Here is a 19,058-nt window from a genome sequence, read left to right as displayed (position 1 = left end):
AATCCCTCAACTCTGAGAGACTCCCTTCCTCAATCATTCTAATTCCTTCTTAATCTATCTCTTCTGTTCACACCAAACAGGGTCAATCCCATAAAGAGGAATGCAAATCCTAACAATAGGATGTTATAGAAGTTTGTTGCTGTATTTGGTAATATTTTTCCTGCTAAAGGTGCTGTTGTTACCTTCGACATATCCTTCTTAAAGACTGCGAAAGTCGTAAAGTGTGTGGTTGGAACACTTACTTTTCCATTTTTGTATTCAGCGCCAGGAACAAGCTCCCACCTCTTCGTTTTTTCATTATAAAAATACACATCCAGACTACTTCCGTTTGCCTGTGCTCCCACATTGAAGGTTACCGTAATGGCTTCGCTAAAACGTGAGACCTTCTTGCCCTTTTCATCGTAAATATTGAAATCATAGACCGCACTGATTGCATCATCCATATCCTTCATACGCTTCATCTCTATTTTCACTGCACCATTTGGCAAAATAGAAGCTAGAATGGTTAATGTTGCTTTGCTATTAGAAAGAACAATCTTCGCACCCTTTTCTTTTAGCACTTTAATTTGAGCTGCGGTTAAGCTTAATTCTACTGAATCGTTACGAACCTCCACCGTTAATGTGCCGTTTTGAACCATTTTTGCTACATCAGCATCTGTGATGGTTGCTACTCCATTTTTGACGGTTGGTTTTATAATTACGTTGCTTTGTTCTGTGGTTTCAGGATTACTTGGTTTTCCGGGATTGCCAGGTACCGTAGGATTACCTGGGTTATTTGGTGTCCCCGGATTGTTTCCACCACTGCCTGGATTGCTCGGCGTTCCTGGATTATTGCCTCCGTTACCTGGGTTACCCGGTGTTCCTGGATTATTGCCGCCATTTCCTGGATTGCCCGGTGTTCCTGGATTATTGCCTCCGTTACCTGGGTTACCCGGTGTTCCCGGGTTATTCCCGCCATTACCTGGGTTACCTGGATTTTCACCATCGTCCGGATCGCCAGGATCTTCGCCATCCCCCGGCTCACCAGTAGAATTCGCAGCCGCTAATACAAACGTTCCTCCCGCATCACGAGATGCCAGATCCACAGCTACTTCCTTCGTGCCAGAAACCGTATAGCTCACTCCACTATACTCATCTACAAGCACCGTGCCCGGCTCAAAGTCCACGGCAAACGTGACCTTCTTCGCTTCTGTTACTGTGTTCAATCCAACATAGATTTTCTTTCCAAGGTACTCACGCTTCGTGATGGAGTACTTCTCTGCGTTTCCGCCAGCTACCATCATTCGGGTACCCTTTGAGAAAATCTTCGAGTAATCACCACGAATATTTAGTAGTTTCGTATAGTGATCATGCAGCTTAACCGTTGTTTCGTCTCCGCTTTCAAGCTTTTCCCATGGCATGGAGTCACGGTTTTGTGCAAATGCTGATACGACACCATTGCTAGATTCCCAGCTGGATTTGCCGGAGTTCCCTAGCTCTTCTCCGTAGTAAATCACTGGCTGACCTTTGGACGTAATTTGAAGGGCGGCAGCGACCATCAGCTTGCCCACATCTCCTCCCACATACTCAGACAAGAAGCCGTCCTGGTCATGTGAGCTTAAGAATTGTCCAAGAGTACCTGTGTTGTCAATGCGAGCATCACGCTCCACTAAATACGACTCCACCCCGCTAATATCACCGTTCACAAAGTTCTTAGCTTTTTCTTTAAAATCAAAGTCCAGCAACGAGTCCAATTGTCCAGAACGCAGGTAGCCTCCGTCATTCGTGACGCTTGCACCCCAATATTCACCGATCATTTTGAAGCTCGGGCTGATTTCAGTTAGCGCATTTTTGAACGCCATCCATGTGGTTTCTTCGACGTGCTTCACGGTGTCCACACGGAAGTAGTCGATTGTTTCTCCGCTGTCCGTTCTTGCTTTTTCCAACCAAGCCGTTTGCCATTCAATGATTTTTGCACGAACGGCTGGATCTTCGGTTTTGAAGTCAGGAAGTCCGTCTAGTTCTCCACGAACAGTTGGGTCCTCCATTGTGGTACGAAGCATATCCTTTAACACCGCTTGCTCCTCAGCCGTTGGCAGGCCTGCTTGACCTTGCCAGTTTGGCTCGATGGTATCCATACCGTACCCCGCATGATTTAACACAACGTCCACCATGATTTTGATACCTTTGTCGTGCGCTTTTTCGATGAGCTTTTTGAAGGTTTCCATATCACCTAGGCTTTCATCTAGAGACATAAAGTCCTTTGCCCAATAGCCATGGTACGCGTATTGCTTGGCTTCTAGACCTGGGCTCGTCTTAAAATCGACACCTTTATTGAAGTCGATATTATCAACGATTGGTGAAATCCAGATGGTGTTGATGCCTAAGTCATCTAAGTAATCCAAGTTATCAATGATACCTTGGAAGTCCCCGCCATGGTACGCTTCACTGTGGTTTGGATCGTATCCAACCGGGTTATTGCTTGCGTCTCCATCCTTAAAACGGTCGGTGAGCATGAAGTAAATTCGCGCTTCATCCCAATCAAAGTCAAGATCTCCTTGGTACGTTCGTGGTGCAACTTCGACTGGTACCGTTTGGTTGTGTCGGTTTCCGAATTCGTCCACCGCTGTTACTGTCAGATTCTTGATTCCTGCAGCAACGGAATCCTTCACTCCGATCGTGACCGCTTGAAGCTGCGGGTCGATCATGAACTTTGATTTTCCACCAAGCGGCGTTAAATCGACGTACATTTCTTTAAAAGTAACCTCTTGTTCGGTTGTCACGTTGATTTTTAATACGGCATTTTCGTTATGCTGTATTTTTCCTGGTGAGACCTGACCTTCTATTGTCACCTTTGGCACGGTATATACAATCACCGATTTGCCATCAACGGTGTTTTTCGGGTCGGTCACCTCAGTTGTTTTTCCATCCTTTGTGACAAGGAAGCTATACTCGTATGTGCCTGGGTCAAGATTTTTCAACGTATAATAGAAATACTCATTCTTCTCGTCATACGTCATCACGTATTCCTGAGCTCCGACCTTTACCTTCACATCTTCAATCGTGTGCATCAGATCGTTTTGGTACAACTCTTCATCACGATAGTAGAACGTCACATTTCCATCTTCTAAAACTGGCCCTTTGACCGCTGGTACGACAGTTTGGCCTGCCACACCTGTGACCACGGTTACCTTTGTGATGACTTCATCGCGGTCAATTTTCACGACATGGTCGTCACTGTCCGGTGAAATTTTTGCTGTTGCCCAGTCGGTTCCTTTTCGGATGAGGAAGCCGATGGATTCGGTTGTTGGTGCGATTTCGATGTTGGCAATCGCTGTGTCGCCTTTGATTTCCGTAAAGTCGATTTGGTCGTTCTTCACGCCTGTATTCCATACCCACAGATTCCAGTAGGTGAAGTCCTTATCTGGTCTCACGTATTTCACGCGAACATAGCGTTTCACGTTTTTCTTTACTGTTAAAGCAATTGTTGCTTCTGCGTCACCTGCTTTTGCTTTGATCGTTGCGGTTCCTGGCTTTAGGCCGGATACCTTCCCCGTTCCATCCACAATCGCTATGGCTTCGTCAGACGATGTCCAAGTAACCTTTGCGCCAAGCATTTCTTGGTTGAACTGGTCACGGACTAGTGCCGATAGTTGAGCTGTGTAGGTTTCGTAGACGGATTTATCGCCTGAAATCGTGATACTCTTCGGTGCGAGTGTGGCGACCGTCACTTCAATTTCCACCTTCACATCCCCAACTGCGGCAACAATCGTTGCTGTCCCATTTTTCACAGAGGAGACTTTCCCACCATCGACGGTTGCTACTTCTGGGTTTGATGATGTCCATGTGATGTTCTGGTCGAGCATGATGCGGCCCTTTTGGTCTTTCACGTAAGCGGTAATTGTTTTCGTTGTGCCTGGGTTGATTGCAAAGCTCGTTGTGCTCGTTTCGATGCTTGTGACCGTTGGTGTGTATTCACCTTCTGCCTCATCGTACAGCACCATCATGGATAATGGAGCGATGGTTACGTTTGACCCATTGATCGTGCGAAGCGTTTCGACACCGGCTGCTTGGTCGTCGACTACCACATTCCAGGACGTGCTGGTTGGAAGGCTAACTTCCTTTGCTGCGTTGTTAGCGTTGTAAATGACGACGATATTTTTCCAAGAATCGTTGTTCGCATAGTTTTTCAACTGGAATGCGACGATATTGTCGTCAGTTTTATACACTTGCAGATTTTGCTCAATTGCTGCTTTTGTGTTCATTTTAAACGCTGGGTGCGCTTTACGTAGCTCGATCAAGCCTTGGTAATAATCGAACACTGGCTTGTATTGGTCCTTCAGCTCCCAACGAATTTGGTTGATGCTGTCTGGGCTCTTATAGCTATTGTGGTTACCGTATTTACTTCTCAGCATTTCTTCCCCTGCATGGAGGAAAGGAATTCCTTGTGAGGTAAGCACGATGCCATTGGCTAGTAGACTGCGTTTGACCCATTCGTTTTGAAGGGCATTGTCCTCTGTGATAATCGCATGCGGATTTGTCGTGATATCCTGGTGCGCGACCTTCATCATTTTATCCCACAGGTTTAAATTGTCATGCGCAGTCACGTAGTTGATGCTTTCAGATGGACGGTTCGTAAAGTCGGTGATCGAACCGATAACACCTTGGGCAACGTCCGCTTCCCTCCCGGTTGCGCCTGTTGCGAAACCAGTAGACGCGTCGTCACTTCCACCTTTAATCGCGCCACGGATATTGTCGTTAAATACCGCATATCCTTGGTCTTTCTGCGTTCCTTTGAAGTTTTGTAAGGAAGCATCAAGACTTGTCGATCCGCCTGTCCATGGCTCGCCATAAACCAGAATGCTCGGGTCAACCTCTTCCTTCAGCTCCTTCGTTAACTCGCTCATCGTTTGACGGTCGATTAAGCCCATTAAGTCAAAGCGGAAGCCGTCGACACCATACTCAGTAGCCCAGTATTTCACGGAGTCTTTGATGTACTTACGAACCATCGGTCGTTCGGACGCGACTTCATTTCCTGTGCCCGAACCGTTCGTAATTTTTCCGGCATCGTCCGTACGGTAGTAGTAGCCCGGAACGATTTTATCAAATGGAGAACCGCCCGAAAGCTGGGTTGCTTCAGGGATGTACGTGTGGTTGTACACGACGTCCATCACGACACGAATGCCTTTGTTGTGCATCGCTTGAACCATTTCCTTGAACTCGGTCACGCGGGAAGTTGGATCGGCTGGGTCTGTTGCGTACGATCCTTCTGGTACGTTGAAGTGGATCGGGTCATAGCCCCAGTTGAACTTTGGATCAGTGGAAGATGGGTCATTGACGGTTCGTTCGTTCACGGAACCGAAATCATAGACTGGTAATAAGTGAACGTGAGTCACTCCCAATTCTTTGAGTGAGTCTAAACCTGTTTTGACGCCATTTGGCCCCGTCGTGTTCGACTCGGTGAATGCCTTGTACTTCCCTTTATTGGTCATGCCTGAATTTTCATCTATGGAAAAATCGCGCACGTGCAGCTCGTATAGAATCGCATCAGTTGGCGACACATACGCTGGTTTGGATTCCGGATTAAAACCTGCTGGGTTCGTATCATCCAAGTTGATGATCGCGGTCCGTTGACCGTTAGGCGAAGTGGAGCGGGCATACGGGTCAACCGCATAGTTGGTCGTTCCGTCCGCGAACTCGACTTTGTACATATAATATTTTCCGTTTTGGTCACCGGTTAGTGTGTGTGACCACACGCCGTTTGCGGCACGGGTCATTAGGGTTTCTGTCCCGTTCGTGTTGTCGGTGACGAACGCCCCTTCGTATGTGCCTTGGTCGTTATAGATGGCAACGCTTACTTTTTGGGCGGTTGGAGCCCAAAGCTTGAACGTTGTTTGTGTTGGTGAGTACGTGTACCCTAGATCTTTTCCATCATAGTAAAATTGGTCATCGTTCAGGACATTACGCATCGTAACCTTTGTAGGTTGGTAACCGGTTGCATTGACTTGGTATTGCTTTCTTACATCGATTTGTGAAGGGTCCGTGATGGTTAGCTTCACTTTTGTGTCACTTAGCTTTGTGCTTGTTGTTGCGATGTCTTTATTGGCTTCGACATCTGTTAGTGTGAATATGGTGTCATCTGTGAGCTTTTTGTTAACAGACACGGTGATGCTGTTTTTTGCATCCATTAATGCCGCTTGAATTGCTGCGGTTAAGTCTGGCTTGGTATAGCTCACTTCGGTTTGGTCTTGGGTGAGCCAAACTTCAACAGAGTCTCCGTCTTTGATTTCGATTTTTCGTGTTACATCCTGTGTCGTCCAGTTTCCTGGTCTTGTGATGATGTTGATGGATTTGGATGAGAATTCGTATGTTGCTTGGGCAAATCCATCTTTTGTTGTGGTGAATGGATAAGCCGCTCCGTCTTTTCCATCCTCCCAAATCCACATATCCCAATTGTTTTGGGCACCGTCAAAACGGTAGTAATTGATGGTATAAGAATAAGAAGTGCTAAGGATTTGAATCGTTTTTTCTGCCTTTTTTCCGTCTAGTGATGCTTGGACGGTGATGCTGTCGTTCGGTTGAACGGAGTACGTGTCAGCGATCGTTAAACTGTTGTTGGATAACGTAATTCCGTCTCTCCCGTCCTTCAGGCTCCATTGTGGAGTCACGTCGGACTGTTCTCCCTTTTCGTTAAGTGCTTTCGCAGAGAGAGTGACCGATTGGCCTTTTTTAGTTGTGGCTGGTGCGTTGATGATGAGGCCTGGTGCATGAACGACGGAGTTTCCGTTCGCTTGGTTCGGGTTGCTTGGGTCGGTGATCCAGTTGCTGTCTCCTAGAATAAATTTGTATTCGTAGGTTCCTGGAGCTAGCTCTGTAGTGAGCTGCCATACGCCCTCAGCGTTTTTCGTCATCTCTTTTGCATTGTCAGCCCAGCTCGTAAAGCTGCCTGCGACACGCACGCGGTCAGCTTGACCTAAGTACTGGAATGTGACCGTGCCATTATCGTTGATGATCGGACTTGATGCTGTCGCTGGTGGTGGTCCGATACGGAAAGTAGAGTTATCTCCCGCTTTCGGATTGGTATTCAGTGGATCCGCCGTACTTTGATCCCAGCTTTTGTTGTTTAGTAGAAACTTATATTGGTAGTCTCCTGCTTGTAAAGCTGGTATTGTTGCGGTGAATACACCGTTTGATTCGGTCATTGGGGTCGCTGTTTCTGTGGACCAGCTGTTAAATGAGCCTAAAACATAAACGGCCGTTTCCCCTTTACTTACATAGTTAAAGGTAACGCTATTGTCTTCATGGATGATCGGGCTCGCTGGTGTGGTTTCGGCGTTTGCTCTTGTATACAATCCACTTCCTGAAACTAGCTGAAGTAGAAGAGCAATAACCATCACTATCGAGAACGCCCTCATATTCTTCCTACTCAATCGCTTCTCCTCCTATTTTGTTTTACGGGTGGTGCTAACTTGCTGACTAGCTGTGAACCTTGGTGATGTTGTTGGAAAATGTGGTACTAACTTGGTACTTTATGTAGCTTCTTGTTGCAAGAGGGTGCTGGGAATTTGCGCAATCGATTGCACAAATGATGAAAAAAGAGATAATAGTTTAATTGGCATCCTGTGCAACAAGTTGCGCAAGCGCTTTCACAAACTACTAACCTAATAATATCACCCCTCTATGGTGTCTGTCACCACAAAAAGACAAAAAGATACAATTTGTCCACGAGCGGTGTCTGTCACCCTTCGTGGACACTTTCACCCATTTTGTCCTCCTGGAGTGGACACTTATTTTCAAATTATCCAACGACGCTGAATATTATTTAGATAACCTAAGGGTAACATGTTGTTTCTAAGTTGGAATAAATGACAATGGATGGTAAAAATCCCTATAACCACTTTATTTATTTACCTTACTAGCTGTAAGCGATTACAATACTACTTACAAGTACTTGTCAGTTTTCACCAGCACCTACATACCGGAATGTCTGAATCTTCAGTTATTTAGTTATCCGGGGAACATTCGAACATATGAAGTTTTTATTTGTCGCATCCAGAAAAACAGAAGAGTTTTCACCTATTAAATATTTTTAGATCGATCTTAGAACGTGAGTTAAAGACGAACATAGGGGGAAAGAGGATGAGTAAATTTAATAGCTTCTTAGAAACAAAAGTAATGCCTGTGGCAGGTAGATTGGCTGCCCAACGACATCTCGGTGCACTACGAGACGGTATTATCCTAGCCATGCCGCTGATTATCATTGGTTCTCTTTTTTTAATCATTGCTAACTTCCCAATTACTGCATGGACTAACTTTCTAGCAGAACACCCAACCATTAAAACTAGCCTCTTATATCCATACCGAGGGACCTTCGAGATCATGGGGCTCGTCGCTACATTTGGGGTTGCTTACCGTTTATCTGAAAGCTATAAGCTCGATGCACTGGCTGGGGCTGCCATTTCACTTGCTGCTTACTTTGTTGTATCCCCTTTTACTAGCTATGTGATTGGACAAGATCCAAATACTGGTGCAGACATCATGGAAAATGCTTATAATACTGGACTTTTTACAAGTAAAGGCTTATTCGTTGGAATGGTCATTGCCATCCTATCAACCGAAATATATCGAAAAATTACTCAAATGAATATTGTCATTAAGTTACCAGATGGAGTACCTCCTGCTGTTTCAAGATCCTTCTCTGCCTTAATACCAGCCTTTGTAGCCGTTGTTGTAGCATGGGGATTACGCTTGCTTGTAGAAAACATCGGTGACTTCGGTAGCATTCACAATGTTGTATCCGTCCTCTTACAACAGCCACTAACCAGCCTTGGCACAAGCTTGGTTGGAACAATTATTGTATTTATACTTATTCAAATGTTATGGTGCTTAGGTTTACACGGAGCAAACATCGTTAACGCAGTTATCTTACCGGTTTGGTTAACTCTGACACAAGAAAATGCGATGTCATTTGAAGCTGGAGAACCTGTAAAAAATATTGTAACAAACGAGTTTAATGATATTGTCTTTATCGGTGGATCTGGTACAACTCTCTCTTTAGTACTAGCCATGCTATTTTTCGCAAGAAGCCAGCAGATGAAACAGTTAGGGCGCCTTGGTATTGGACCTGGAATCTTTAATATTAATGAACCTGTTACCTTTGGTATGCCTATCGTTCTGAATCCAATTATGATGATTCCATTTATCTTAGCTCCTGTTGCTGCGGTTATTATGACGTTTGTTTCCATGGATTTAGGATTGGTAGCAAAACCAATCGGTGTTGTAACTCCGTTTACCATGCCTCCTATCCTAAACGGTTATATCATCACAGGCAGTATCTCAGGTGCCATTCTTCAATTGGCCATCATCGTAGTATCTTTCTTCATCTACTTCCCATTCTTTAAAATGTGGGACACGCAGAAGCTCGCAGAAGAGAAAGGCGCCGCTACGAATACATCATCTACAGAAAACACTGTGAATATGTAGTTGTGTTGTGGTGACAGACACCCTAAAAAGACAAATGGCTTGTTTTGTCCACGAGTGGTGTCTGTCACCCTTCGTGGACAGTTTTACTGGTTTTGTACGTGTGGAGTGGACAATTTTACAAAAATAGGGTTGGCTCAATTTGAGTCAACCCTATTTCATTATATTTTTACTATTAGGTCTCCTCTTATTATGATCCTCCCTTCTAATTCCATTGAAAATAGTTGCTCTTCTAGATCTTCATATTCCGGCCATAACATCTGCTTTAATTTGCTGATTGAGCTAGACTGTGGAATTTTCTCCAATAATTCAAAACTTGTATCTAGTTTAGTAGCAGCTTTTGAATGACCACTCCTCTTTTCTTGAAACACTGACTCCACACCAATATATGGTTTCTTTCCTTTTACCAATAATTGATTACATCCTTGGCCTTCTAATGAATAAATGGGATGTGGGACTGCATATACCTCCCGTTTATGCCTTTCAGCAAATTTCGCCGTCCAAAGTGCACCACTCTTAACCCCTGCTTCAACAATAACAACCTCGTTAGACCAAGCACTAATTAAGGCATTTCTTTCTATAAAATGTTGCTGTTTTACCGGTGTTCCAGGTGGATATTTAGATAAAAATATGCTTCCTGATTCAATCAGTTCATCATAAAGCTTTCGCTGTTCAGAGGGGTAACATATGTCTACCCCACTTCCTAAGAAGGATATCGTTTTACCGCCCGCTTTCATACAGGCTGCTTGTGAATACGAGTCAATACCTTTCGCAAAGCCACTTACTAAGACTATGTCCCTTTTAGCAAGTTCTTGTCCTATGTCCCTAGCTACTTTTTTCCCATATTCAGTACAACGTCTTGCACCAACGACTCCCATTGATCGTTCAAAGTTTTGCAACCTCCCCTTAAAATAAAGTAGGATTGGCGATTCGCCACATGTCTTTGCGATTTCAAGATACCTTTCATCTGTAATGGGTAACAAACCAATTCCTTTTTCCTCAATGGTTCTAATAATTGAATCAACCTTTTTAAAGTTCTTGTTATCAATTATTTGTTGAATCATACGTGTAGTGATACCTGGAACTCCTTTTAATTCCTCTTGTGCTGAATGGTAAATCCGCTTCAGATCACCATTAAAATAAGAATAGAGATTCTTTTGCATAACTGGCCCAATATATTTTAAATTTGCTAGCCAAATCCAATACTTATCCATGGCTTCCTCCAAACAAATGGAATGCGTCCTTATCTAAGTCTCTACTTTGTAAGCTTACTCTCATGTGATTTGAAGTTATTTCTTTTTCACCTTCTAGATCCGCAATGGTCCTCGCCACTTTTATAAATTTGTGAAGACTTCTGCCACTATACTTAAAACGATCATATGCCTTTTGAAGTAATGAAGTGGTTTCAGAATCTAACGGACAAAACTGCGTAATTAATGATGCCGTTAGTTGAGCATTCGAGCTTATTCCTGAAATATGTTTATACCTTTTTTCCTGTATCTTTCTTGCATAGTCCACTCGTACTTTTAATTCAGCCGAACTTTTACTTGGAAGATCACTTGAAAAGAAATTTACATTATTAACGTATTTCTGAATATCCATTCGATCAATTATCGGACCTGATAATCTTTGCCGATATTTAATTATTTCATAGTCCGTACACCTACATTTTTCACTCCCAAAATAACCACATGGACAAGGATTCATCGCACCAACTAGCATAAAATTGGCAGGATACGAGTTTAAACCCAACACTCTAGTGATTGTCACCATTTGATCCTCAAGAGGCTGTCTTAGAGCATCAAGAGTTTTTCTACTAAACTCAGCAATCTCATCAAGAAATAGAACACCATTATGTGCAAAAGAAATCTCTCCTGGTTTTGCAAATGGCCCACCGCCAATGAGTGAATTTGTTGAAGCATTATGATGAGGCGCACGGAACGGTCTCTTTGTGATTAAGGTTCCTTTCTCATGTAACATACTTGCTATGCTATAAATCTTGGTTACTTCCAATGACTCCTTCTCACTCATCTCTGGTAGAATAGTTGGAATTCTTTTTGCAATCATTGATTTGCCACAACCAGGTGGGCCAATCATTAGCAGATTATGTCCTCCAGCTGCCGCTATTACCATGTAATCAAGGATGATCTCCTGACCCTTAACATCTATAAAATCTAGTGTGCTTTGTTGTCCTGAAATACCAATTTCACTTAGTGGAAGTTTTTCTGGTACCTTTCCTCCCAAAATTCCAACAGCCTCTCTCAAATCCCTACATCCATAGATTTCTACTCCTTTTACTAATCTCGCTTCTTGTACATTTTCTACAGGAAGGAGAATTTTCTTAATGCCAACCTCTTTTGCTTTTAATACCATAGGAAGGACTCCACTGCTTCCGCGAATGTTAGCGTTTAATGAAAGTTCCCCAATAAATGCCGTTTGATTCAAATCCTTAGGTTCGGGTATTTGGTTACTCCTTAAAAGTAAACCAATTGCCATGGCTAAGTCGTAATGAGTCCCCGTTTTTTTCATATCAGAAGGGGCAAGGTTAAATACCACTTTGACTACAGGAAAAACAAATCCTGAGGATAGCATCGCTGCTTCCAGCCTTTCTCTTGCCTCTTTCACCGCTTTATCACCTAAACCCACAATGGAAACCGAACTCATTCCCACCATCGTATCTGTTTCGACTTCAACCACCTGCCCATCAATCCCCTGCAAAGCAAAACTATAAACAATCGAGGCCATACAACATCTCCATTTCTTTTGATCCATAATTCTCTTTTTGCATTAAAAACTGAAAATAGTGTTCTTGCTTTGGTTCAGGAAAATAGGAGAGGATTTGGTCTTTTGTTACAAGGGGGTTGTGTTCGTTGAGCATGTAGGCGCGGTAACTGCTCCAAGGGTAGGTTTCTAGGGATTCGACTATACCAGCAGTTAAGGGGTTCCTATGAATATAACGGCTAAGGTCTAGTTCATGTTCAGGAGAGTCGATTATGTCGTGGAAATATCTCTTTTCGAATACATGTCCGGAGAAATCATATTTGAGGTTAAAGTATCTGGCATATTTGCTGTGAAAGTACTTAATGATAGGACCAGGTGGGGTTTTCGAGGTTTCAAGCTGAAGATGAATATGGTTGGACATAAGGCAGTAGGCGTGGATATTGAAATCGTATCTTTCCATTGTCTCTAGTAACATTCCTAAGTATTGTCTTCGATCCGGATCATCGTAAAATAAGGGTTGCTTTCTGATTCCTCTACTTGTGATATGATACTTCGCACCCGGAAACCAGGTACGTGCACGTCTTGCCATGCGTCAGCCTCCTTGAATTAGATTTTTGTAGTGTTTGTTTTTGAGAGAACGGTAACTTTGGGGAGATAGAGGTCAAATTGTTTGGAGCAGAAATGATCGGTTTCTTGTATTATACTACTCTCTAGTCCACCAATAAATAGAGTCAGCAGTTTACCTCATACAAATCATAAATATTATGGCAATCTCACTGTCCACCCCAGAAATACAAAAAGACCAAATCTGTCCACGAAGGGTGACAGACACCCTAAAAAGACAGATTGGCCATATTTGTCCACGGAGGGTGTCTGTCACCTTAAGTTCACCGTAAGTAGACTCTTGTTTCGTACGGTTGGAGGGTGAATTCTTTGCGGAGCTTCTTTTCAGCACCTTCGTAGTTTGCCAACACTAGTTCAAAGTCTCCTAGTTTTCCTCCAGCACTTACCACAGAATTTCCGGGCACTCTGAATCTCGTCATGTCTTCGCTGAAGTTATTGACCACAAGCGCCACCTTTTTCCCCCATTTGCGCGTATATGCAAACAGCTTCGGATGATTCCCCAGCAATAACTCATACGTACCGTACACGAATACAGGCTGGTCCTTTCTCAATTGAATCAACTGCTTATAAAAATTCAAAATCGAATCCGGATCGTCCAGCTGTGCCTCAACATTGATATCCACATAATTCGGGTTCACCCCAAGCCAAGTTGAATCCCCGCTCGTGAATCCAGCCTTATCCGATGAAGCATTCCACTGCATCGGCGTGCGCGAGTTGTCTCGACATTGCTTCCAGATGAGCTGCATGAGCTCTTCGTGCGAGCGACCTTTCTCGCGTTCCACCCGGTAATAATTCACCATACCCACATCGTTGTAATCCTCAATCGACGGGAATTGCACGTTTGTCATTCCAATTTCTTGGCCTTGGTAAATGAACGGAGTCCCTTTCATCAGGAAGTACAATGCAGCCAGCATTTTGGCGCTTTCCTTCCAGTACTCCTTGTCATTTCCCCAGCTCGACACACGGCGCGGCTGGTCGTGGTTTTCGATAAAGAGGGCATTCCAGCCTCTCCCTTCCAATCCCGTTTGCCACTTGGTTAGCGCCTTTTTCAACGCGCGAACATCGACACGACTATCATCCGAGTTCTTATCCCAAAGGTCCAAAAACTCAAACTGAAAAATCATATTAAAATAGCCGTTCTCTTCTCCAACCCAGCGATCCGCGTCGGCAATACGAACGCCATTTGCTTCCCCAACCGTCATCACATCGTACTTTTTAAAGGTCCTCTGTGAAAAATCAGACAGCCACTCATCGATTCCCTCCACATTCATCATGTAAGGAAAGCAAGGAACCACATCTAGACCTTCTGGATTTGGCATATCAGGGAACCCTGGCTTCTTTTTAATATGAGAAATGGCATCCACACGGAATCCGTCAATCCCCTTATCGAGCCACCAGTTCACCATGTTCTCCAACGACTCTCGCACCTCTGGATTTTCCCAGTTCAAGTCAGGCTGACGCGTCGAGAAGATATGCATGAAATACTGGTCGGTCGCCTCGTCGTACTTCCACGCCGGACCGCTAAAAATGGACTCCCAGTTATTCGGCTCCTTGCCATCCTTCCCGTCAGCCCATATATACCAATCACGCTTCGGGTTATCTTTGCTCGAACTTGACTCAATGAACCACGGATGCTCATCGCTTGTATGGTTGATCACCAAGTCCAAAATAATCCTCATCCCACGCTCATGAACTCCCGCCAACAGCTCATCAAAATCCGCCATCGTGCCAAACTCTTCCATGATGTCATGATAATCAGAAATATCATACCCGTTATCGTCGTTCGGCGATTTGTACATCGGCGAAAGCCAAATCACGTCAATTCCCAAATCCTTTAAATAATCTAGCTTCGAGGTTAACCCCTTTAAATCGCCGATCCCGTCTCCATTGCTATCCATGAAGCTTCTTGGATACACCTGATAAGCGACGCTTTCCTTCCACCACTTTTTGTTCACGTTCGCACCTCTATTTCTGCTTACACCCACCACATTTGTGAAACCGGCTCTTCAATTAACACGGACTTTAAATTCACAACTGCGCGAGTGAAGCCTTCTTCAATCGACATAATTGGATCTTCATGCTCAATGCTCACGACGTAATCGTAGCCATAAGTTCGTAATGCACTCATCATATCGGACCATTCCTTCAAGCTGTGTCCACAACCCACACTGCGGAAATTCCATGCACGAGTTCGGATCTCCCCATACGGCTGCATATCCGTTAATCCATACATATTGACATTGTCTTGGTCAATATACGTATCCTTCGCATGGAAATGATGAATCGCATTTTCTTTTCCTAAAATTTTAATTGCAGCCACTGGGTCAATTCCCTGCCACCATAAGTGACTCGGATCTAAATTCGCCCCAATCGCGTCACAAGTTTCCTCGCGAAGCTTTAACAAAGTATATGGCGTGTGAACCAAAAATCCACCATGTAGCTCTAGACCAATTTTCACATGATGATCCTTCGCGTATTGCCCAACCTCACGCCAGTAAGGAATCAATTTCTCTTCCCACTGCCATTTCAACACATCGCCATACTCATTCGGCCAAGGTGCCACCGGCCAGTTCGGCTGTTTCGCATCCTCTGAATCACCAGCAGTACCAGAGAAACAGTTCACGACTGGTACGTTTAAAAGTGATGCCAACTTGATCGTCTTCAACAACGTATCATTGGACTGTTCCGCAAAATCTTTATCCGGTGAAATTGGATTGCCATGACAGCTGAATGCACTAATGATTAAGCCGCGTTCCTCTACTTTGCGAAGATACTCTGCTCGTGCTTCTTCACTTGCCAATAACGCGTCCAAATCACAATGGTTATTCCCTGGATAACACCCTGTACCAATTTCAACCGCATGTAAGCCTGCATTTTTCACCGTATCAAGCATTTCCTCGAATGATTTCTCTGCAAAAAGCACTGTAAATACGCCTAGTTTCATCGTGAACCTTCCTCCCTTTCACTGCTTTCATAAATCTGGTCTATAATTTGTGACACTTGTAGCGCCTCTTCCGGCCTAACGACAAGCTCCGCCTCACCCAAACAAGCCGCGACAAAATTCCTTGCCTGTGGTACATCCGGCTCCTCTTCCCCTGGCATCCAATCCGCTTGCGTGTTAAAAAGCATCCCATTTTTTGTTGTATATAGTTCAAATGGGAATACATTTATTCCGCCTTCTACGCCCGAAATGCTCACGTTCGCAACATCTTCTTTTATATTCGCTGCCCAGGACGTTTCAAACAGCATCGAAGCTCCATTTTCAAACGTCATATAAGCCGTTACATGATCGTCCACCTCAAACGTCTGATGGTCAAACTCTCCCCATTGGTTCACTTGACCTGGAATTTTACTTAATGTGTTGTACGCGCGACCCGTAACGCTTGTTTGTTTGGGATTGCCCATTAGCCAGAGAGCCAAATCAAGAAGATGACAGCCAAAATCAATTAAACTTCCGCCACCTTGAAGTTCTTTGTTTGTAAAAACACCCCAGCCTGGAACCTTTCGACGTCTAAGAGCTTGAACGCGAACAACCATTGCCTCTCCAACGTCTTTCATCGACTTCTTAGCTGCGATGGCTTCCTTCATAAAACGGTAGTGATAGGCAATCGCCAGTACCTTGTTGGCCTTTTTCGAAGCCTCAATCATCCTCTCACACTCTGCCGCACTTAGCGCCATCGGTTTTTCACAAAGCACATGGACTCCCGCTTCAAACGCAGCAATCGTAATTTCCGCGTGAAATTTATTCGGAGTACAAATGCAAACCGCATCTACCTCTTGAAAAAGTTCTTTATAGTCCTGGAACACATGTGGGATATTGAACTTTTCCGCCGCCTCACGAGCTCGTTCACCATTCACGTCACTAACAGCCGTAATCGTGCATTTATCTCCTAAAGCAAGAAAAGCCGGGATATGGCGGGCCTGTGCAATCCCGCCAACCCCGATAATCCCGATTCGTAGCTTTTCCATTATTCTTTTACTCTCACAATCTGTTTGGTTTCATTAGATTCAAGAGCCGCTAAGATCACTCCAAGAGATTTCATTCCCTCTTCGCCGCTTACAGCCACTTCTCTATCATTCAGCACAGCATCCACAAACAAATCAATCACATGCGAGCTCGACTGGCCACCCTCGTCATTCGACTGAATTTTTCCAAGCTGATAATTCACCACATCACCGTTCTTGTATTGAACAACAAGTGAGTTCGTCGGATCGTCCTCTAAACGAAGAATCGCATTTTCTCCATAAATGATCGTTGAGTTATCTTCCTTGCTCACATACGACCAGCTCGCCGCAAGCGTCCCAATGATACCGCTTTCTGTTTTCAACACACAAACCGCTGTGTCATCAACCGTAGCAAATTCCTTCGCACTCGTCTCAACAAATGCACCCACTTCAACGATTTCTTCTCCTAATATATATCGAAGAAGGTCCGTTTTATGAACGCCTAAATCGCCCATCGCACCAACAAACGCTTTATCTTTTTGGAAAAACCAACCTTCCTTGCCTTCCACGCTCCAGCCCTCTGGACCACCGTGTCCAAAAGCCGTACGGAAGCTATAAATCTTTCCAACTTCTCCGCTTTGAATCAGTTGACGAGCTTTTTGGTGAGATGCCACAAAACGTTGGTTGTGTGCGATCATCAGCTTTTTACCGCTAGTTTTCGCTGTCTCAATCATCGATTTTGCTTCTTCTTCTGAAGTCGCCATTGGCTTTTCACAAAGTACATGAACGCCTGCCAACAGTGCAGCATTGGAGATCGGTGCATGAAGATAGTTCGGCGTACACACACTCACTGCATCCACTTCTGCGTTTCTTAAAAGTTCCACAAAGCTTGTGTACGATGGAACTCCGTACTTTTCACCGATTTCAAGTGCTCTTTCTGCGTTATTGTCGCAAACTGCCACAAGCTCCACATTTGGATTTGCAGCGTATTCAGGTAAATGGCGATGGCGCGCGATACTTCCGCAGCCAATCACACCTACTCGTAATTTTTTCATACTAGTTTCCCCCTTTGATCGTTTCTAATGGTTTCGCATTCCCGTATACTGGACGCTCCCTCTTCACTGGCTGTGCCCATTTGACAGCGTTTGTGATTACCTTTTGAATTTGCTCATTATGGTAAGTTGGGTACGTTTCATGTCCTGGTCGGAAGTAGAACACTTTTCCATTTCCGCGCGTATAGGTACAACCGCTTCGGAACACTTCTCCGCCCTCAAACCAGCTAGTAAAAACAAGCTCGTCTGGCTGTGGAATATCAAAATGCTCTCCATACATTTCTTCCTGTGGTAACTCGATATATTCACCAATTCCCTCTACGATCGGGTGACTCGGGCTTACAACCCAAAGACGCTCTTTCTCATCTGCTTCACGCCACTTCAGATCACAGCTTGTTCCCATTAATGTTTTAAAGATTTTCGAAAAATGGCCAGAATGAAGCACAATTAAGCCCATTCCATCAAGAACGCGCTGCTGCACTTTTTGTACAACTGTATCTGACACTTCGTTATGAGCTAAATGCCCCCACCAAACAAGTACATCTGTATTTGCTAACACATCATCCGTTAACCCATGCTCCGGCTCATCAAGAGTCGCTGTCTTCGCTTCGTAACCTGCTGAAGTTAAAAACGACGCAATCGCCCCGTGAATACCCTCCGGATAAATATCCCTTACCACTGGATTCTTCTGCTCATGTCGATTCTCATTCCATACTGTTACCTTCACCACGTCAAACCACTCCTTTTACAATATCTTACTCCCTATTTTAGAGATTTAAAGATTTTATGAAACGGCTTACATTGACGAGTAGGGTGGAATATATTGACCTTAGTGGGTGCATTGTGTAATTGAATTACTATCAAATATATATATTCCGCTTCATGGGGACTTAGAAACCCTTTTAGTTGACACTAGTTTCGTTTTATTGCTTTTATGGGAATCTAACTGGATGTTTAGTTACCGGTGGCATAGGTTTCCTACATTCGTGGGAACCTAACTACTCTTTTGGTTACCGCTAGACTCGCTTTCCTGCCTTCATGGGGACCTAACTACCTTTTTGGTTACTGCTTGACCTAGTTTTCCTGCCTTCGCAGGAACCTAGCTACCCTTTTGATTACCGCTAGCTTAGTTTTCCTCCCTCCACGGGAACTCAACTGCTCCTTCAGTTACCGCTAACCTAGTTTTTCTGCCCTCATGGAAACTCAACTGACCTACCGCTAGACCAGTTTCCTCCCCTCATGAAAACTGCGCTAGTT

10 protein-coding genes are annotated in these 19,058 nt (G+C 44.3%); 1 reads left to right on the top strand and 9 read right to left on the bottom strand.

The annotated features are described in order from the left end of the window. Positions 1-38: 38 nt before the first annotated feature. A complete protein-coding gene (gene pulA / locus M3175_RS15590) occupies positions 39-7,409 on the bottom strand; it encodes a type I pullulanase (protein ID WP_251520712.1) in 7,371 nt (2,456 codons plus the stop codon). Positions 7,410-8,118: 709 nt separating this feature from the next. Between pulA and celB the strand changes: the two genes are divergently transcribed. Next, entirely contained in the window at positions 8,119-9,462 is a 1,344-nt protein-coding gene (celB, locus tag M3175_RS15585) for a PTS cellobiose transporter subunit IIC (protein WP_251520709.1), read from the top strand. 158 nt (positions 9,463-9,620) lie between these two features. Here the strand turns inward: celB and dprA are convergent, their stop codons facing one another. From dprA to M3175_RS15545, 8 genes are all read right to left on the bottom strand, one after another. Continuing rightward, positions 9,621-10,673 carry a DNA-processing protein DprA gene (dprA, locus tag M3175_RS15580; protein WP_251520706.1) on the bottom strand — a complete coding sequence of 351 codons (1,053 nt, stop codon included), beginning with the start codon at positions 10,671-10,673 and terminating at the stop codon, positions 9,621-9,623. Beyond that, positions 10,666-12,204: a YifB family Mg chelatase-like AAA ATPase gene (locus M3175_RS15575; RefSeq protein WP_251520703.1), complete on the bottom strand. Its 1,539-nt coding sequence runs from the start codon at positions 12,202-12,204 to the stop codon at positions 10,666-10,668. The genes dprA and M3175_RS15575 overlap by 8 nt, the downstream gene beginning before the upstream one ends. Continuing rightward, positions 12,185-12,769 (bottom strand): transposase, encoded by a 585-nt coding sequence (locus M3175_RS15570; RefSeq protein WP_251520700.1) that lies wholly within the window; start codon positions 12,767-12,769, stop codon positions 12,185-12,187. The genes M3175_RS15575 and M3175_RS15570 overlap by 20 nt, the downstream gene beginning before the upstream one ends. A 298-nt stretch (positions 12,770-13,067) precedes the next feature. Then, complete coding sequence (locus M3175_RS15565) at positions 13,068-14,759, bottom strand: glycoside hydrolase family 13 protein (RefSeq protein ID WP_251520697.1); 1,692 nt, start codon at positions 14,757-14,759, stop codon at positions 13,068-13,070. Between the two features lie 20 nt (positions 14,760-14,779). Then, positions 14,780-15,748 (bottom strand): sugar phosphate isomerase/epimerase family protein, encoded by a 969-nt coding sequence (locus tag M3175_RS15560; RefSeq protein WP_251520694.1) that lies wholly within the window; start codon positions 15,746-15,748, stop codon positions 14,780-14,782. Continuing rightward, positions 15,745-16,773, bottom strand: a complete 1,029-nt coding sequence (locus M3175_RS15555; RefSeq protein WP_251520691.1) for a Gfo/Idh/MocA family protein — start codon at positions 16,771-16,773, stop codon at positions 15,745-15,747. The genes M3175_RS15560 and M3175_RS15555 overlap by 4 nt, the downstream gene beginning before the upstream one ends. After that, a complete protein-coding gene (locus M3175_RS15550; RefSeq protein WP_251520688.1) occupies positions 16,773-17,804 on the bottom strand; it encodes a Gfo/Idh/MocA family protein in 1,032 nt (343 codons plus the stop codon). The genes M3175_RS15555 and M3175_RS15550 overlap by 1 nt, the downstream gene beginning before the upstream one ends. 1 nt (position 17,805) lies before the next feature. Further along, positions 17,806-18,531: a ThuA domain-containing protein gene (locus M3175_RS15545; RefSeq protein WP_251520685.1), complete on the bottom strand. Its 726-nt coding sequence runs from the start codon at positions 18,529-18,531 to the stop codon at positions 17,806-17,808. Positions 18,532-19,058: the final 527 nt, after the last annotated feature.

The sequence above is a fragment of the Robertmurraya korlensis genome (genome assembly GCF_023715225.1).
GTDB lineage: Bacteria > Bacillota > Bacilli > Bacillales > Cytobacillaceae > Robertmurraya_A.
This window is presented reverse-complemented; position numbering and strand designations above follow the sequence as displayed.

What these genes read in the sequence shown, in the direction of transcription:
- celB (WP_251520709.1), top strand. Translation starts at nt 8,119, where the DNA reads ATGAGTAAATTTAATAGCTTCTTAGAAACAAAAGTAATGCCTGTGGCA.
- dprA (WP_251520706.1), bottom strand. Translation starts at nt 10,673, where the DNA reads ATGGATAAGTATTGGATTTGGCTAGCAAATTTAAAATATATTGGGCCA.
- M3175_RS15575 (WP_251520703.1), bottom strand. Translation starts at nt 12,204, where the DNA reads ATGGCCTCGATTGTTTATAGTTTTGCTTTGCAGGGGATTGATGGGCAG.
- M3175_RS15570 (WP_251520700.1), bottom strand. Translation starts at nt 12,769, where the DNA reads ATGGCAAGACGTGCACGTACCTGGTTTCCGGGTGCGAAGTATCATATC.
- M3175_RS15560 (WP_251520694.1), bottom strand. Translation starts at nt 15,748, where the DNA reads ATGAAACTAGGCGTATTTACAGTGCTTTTTGCAGAGAAATCATTCGAG.
- M3175_RS15555 (WP_251520691.1), bottom strand. Translation starts at nt 16,773, where the DNA reads ATGGAAAAGCTACGAATCGGGATTATCGGGGTTGGCGGGATTGCACAG.
- M3175_RS15550 (WP_251520688.1), bottom strand. Translation starts at nt 17,804, where the DNA reads ATGAAAAAATTACGAGTAGGTGTGATTGGCTGCGGAAGTATCGCGCGC.